3 protein-coding genes and 3 pseudogenes are annotated in these 2,813 nt (G+C 40.2%); 3 read left to right on the forward strand and 3 right to left on the reverse strand.

Annotated elements, in window-relative coordinates:
* Positions 1-120, forward strand: a pseudogene (locus Xenpb_RS19090) (ISAs1 family transposase); the annotation flags it as partial.
* A 218-nt stretch (positions 121-338) separates the two neighbouring features.
* Here the strand turns inward: Xenpb_RS19090 and Xenpb_RS19095 are convergent.
* The 3 genes and pseudogenes from Xenpb_RS19095 to Xenpb_RS19105 all read right to left on the reverse strand — a co-directional run.
* A pseudogene (locus Xenpb_RS19095) lies at positions 339-491 on the reverse strand (IS630 family transposase); the annotation flags it as partial.
* Positions 492-755: 264 nt separating this feature from the next.
* Positions 756-950, reverse strand: a complete 195-nt coding sequence (locus Xenpb_RS19100) for a DUF6229 family protein (protein ID WP_187655705.1) — start codon at positions 948-950, stop codon at positions 756-758.
* Between the two features lie 409 nt (positions 951-1,359).
* Positions 1,360-1,746, reverse strand: a pseudogene (locus Xenpb_RS19105) (transposase); the annotation flags it as partial.
* Positions 1,747-1,916: 170 nt separating this feature from the next.
* On the opposite strand from Xenpb_RS19105, the gene Xenpb_RS19110 reads away from it, so the two are divergent.
* Positions 1,917-2,453: an IS110 family transposase gene (locus Xenpb_RS19110; RefSeq protein WP_255523212.1), complete on the forward strand. Its 537-nt coding sequence runs from the start codon at positions 1,917-1,919 to the stop codon at positions 2,451-2,453.
* Between the two features lie 58 nt (positions 2,454-2,511).
* Positions 2,512-2,813, forward strand: a 302-nt coding sequence (locus tag Xenpb_RS19115; protein ID WP_187655706.1) for an IS630 transposase-related protein, incomplete at its 3' end; no start/stop codon positions are given.

Genomic DNA, 2,813 nt, shown 5'->3' on the forward strand with positions numbered 1-2,813 from the left:
TTTAATCGAATTGCATTAAATGTGATTAAACAAAATACCAGTATAAAGGACAGTCAGGCCGCTAAACGCCGAAGAGCAATGTGGTCAGCGGAATTCCGTAGTCAGCTTATATTTGATTAAACTTAATACAAAGTGGAATCCCGCCCTGGATTAACTAATATATCCATAAATGGCGATATCAAATTTTTTATCGAGTTGGAAAATAATATACTGTCATTATTCTGCATAATTAATCCATAAGTTAATAAATAAGAATTCATAATAGTGCTACACTCATTTTTTATTCCTGATTTTTGTTGTGACGAAATCAATTCCAGGAAAGCATCAACATAACTGAGTCATAGCCACATAGATTGACAGTCATGGTTTCGTGTGATTGTCTCATGCGGTGATTGCCATAGCCGTTCTATTCAACCACGAAGAATAGTTAGGTAAAAAAATAGGTTAAATTTCGGATGCTGTGCCAGCCAATCTTTGATTTTCTTACTTTTAGGAGTTGTAAGCGGAAATCGGCCAAAATTTTATCGTGTTAATTCAAGCATGTTTTGTCGGTAAAACAGCGGGCATAACCCATCCATATTTCAGTCATCAGTGTATACAATTAGGGAGCCATAAAGGAGATTGCTATCATTCTATTCCTATGAGACGAATTTCACTCGTGACAAAATCTTGGTGGCTTCCCGCTTTTCGAACAATGCATCCTTTAGGGTGCATTGTTCGTTATATCTTATGTACCTTCTTAGTGGAATCTTCTATCAGCTAGAAGGATAAGTGATGCACCGAGCTGAAGTACCACACATATCAGTTAAGTGCCCAGCCGCATTATCCACATGGACAATGTCGGCTTCAGCAAATTCTCCGCTATTAAAAAGTGGTCCAGCAGGGTTATTATCTTCCACTAGATCTCGTCTTTGATTTGCATTATTTTCATTATTGGTTACTTTATTCATAAGTTATTCTCCTGATAATGTATAGTGCTATTAAGAAATACAGCTTTACTTCATTAGTTATTATAATATCTATCAAATAATATATAATTTAAAAAGCTACTACTTCATTCTATACCAATTTAACTTCAAGATGAAGGCTTGTTATGATTGTTTATTCTATAAAATCAGTATCATATGAATTTTTAATCATGAATCTTCAAGTTTGTTGAGTATATATGACTATTTAAAATAGTAGGAGTGTCAAAAAAACTCAGTCCCATTTCATCAGCGAACTTTTTTATCGCTGTTCTGTGCAACATCCTTTTTCATTTGCTCACGTGTTCATTGGGGGGCTTTAAATAACCCGTTATGTTTTAAACTCCCAAAGAAACGTTCAACGACAGCATTGACGCTCCTATGTCAAGAATTATTATGAGGTCGATTTTAGATCAGCCAAAATAAGTGGGTACAGCTCCCTGATAATATAGCGCTTTAAACACCGCAATATTTCTTTCGTTGATAATCCTTCTTTTGTTCGCCGTTCAACATAAAGCTTCGTTCTGGGATCACTGCGCATACGAACCAGTGCGATTGTCCAGAGTGCATTGTTGGCTTCACGTGCTCCTCCCCGGTTCAATCAATGCCGTACCGTTTTTCCCGATAAGGCAGGTAAAGGATTAACACCACAGAGTGCTGCTAGTGCGGCTTCACTTTTTAGTCGTTCAGGGTTGTCACCCGCAACAACCAGTAAGGTCGCGGCGGTTTGAGGGTCGACACCATACTGACGCCGCAAGTTTTTTGCGTATTGTTGTGTGAGTTCATCCTGTAATTTATCCAGCTGAGCCACTTCAACAACCAGTATTTTCCATCGCTGTGCTAACCCATTTAGTGTTTGTAATAAACCCGAATTAATGAAATGGACACCTCCCCAAAACGGCTTCAGTGAGCCATGCTGAATACATCAGCAAAAATATGAAGAGGTGTCCAATGGAACAAGTTATCGGAATTGATCTGGCAAAGCGGGTGTTTCAAGTCCATATTGCGTCCCCGCTTGGCAAGGTGATTAAAAATACGGTGGTTTTACGCAATAAACTGATCGCTTTCATTGCGCAACAGCCCCCTTCAAAAATTGTGATGGAGGTGTGTGGCAGTGCAAACCACTGGAGTCGCCAATTTAAACGCTTTGGTCACGAAGTGAAGCAAATCAGTCCCCAATATGTCGCCCCATTCAGAATGGGCAACAAAAATGATAAAAATGATGCTATGGCTATTGTGGAAGCAGACAGTCGTCCGGGGATGCGTTATGTCCCGGAAAAAATACAGGCACAACAGGACATTCAGTGTTTGCATCGGGTTCGCCAGCGGTTAATGAAAAACAGAACGGCGCTGATTAATCAGATCCGGGGATTGGGCTTGGAATATGGCATTACAATCCCGGAAAGTGCTCATAAGGTGGAGCAATGTTTGCCTGAACATCTGGAAAACGCGGAAAATGACCTGACCCCAATGAGCCGCGAACTATAGAAAAATCACATTTATATGACATAATATTCAAATCCAAGATAACAAGGCATAAGGCGAGATGGGCTACAGCTTAGATTTTCGAAAGCGGGTACTGGCATACAAAGACAAGCATTCGTTGACTTTCGAACAAACGAGTGCCCATTTTGAAATCTCCATGCGCACCTTGTTTCGGTGGTGCAATAAGATAGAACCTTGCATGACCCGCGATAAACCCGCCACGAAAATCCCTGATACGGTGCTCATTGCGGATGTCCAAAACTTTCCCGATGACTATCAATGGGAAAGAGCAAAACGTTTAGGTGTCTCACAATCGGCTATTCATTACGCCTTGAAACGGCTTCGGATCACCCATAAAAAAAA

It is taken from the genome of Xenorhabdus sp. PB62.4 (genome assembly GCF_014467285.1).
In the GTDB taxonomy this organism is placed as follows: Bacteria; Pseudomonadota; Gammaproteobacteria; order Enterobacterales; family Enterobacteriaceae; genus Xenorhabdus.

Excerpts from the sequence above, each read along its gene's own strand:
- Xenpb_RS19110 (WP_255523212.1), top strand. The coding sequence starts at position 1,917 with ATGGAACAAGTTATCGGAATTGATCTGGCAAAGCGGGTGTTTCAAGTC.
- Xenpb_RS19100 (WP_187655705.1), bottom strand. The coding sequence starts at position 950 with ATGAATAAAGTAACCAATAATGAAAATAATGCAAATCAAAGACGAGAT.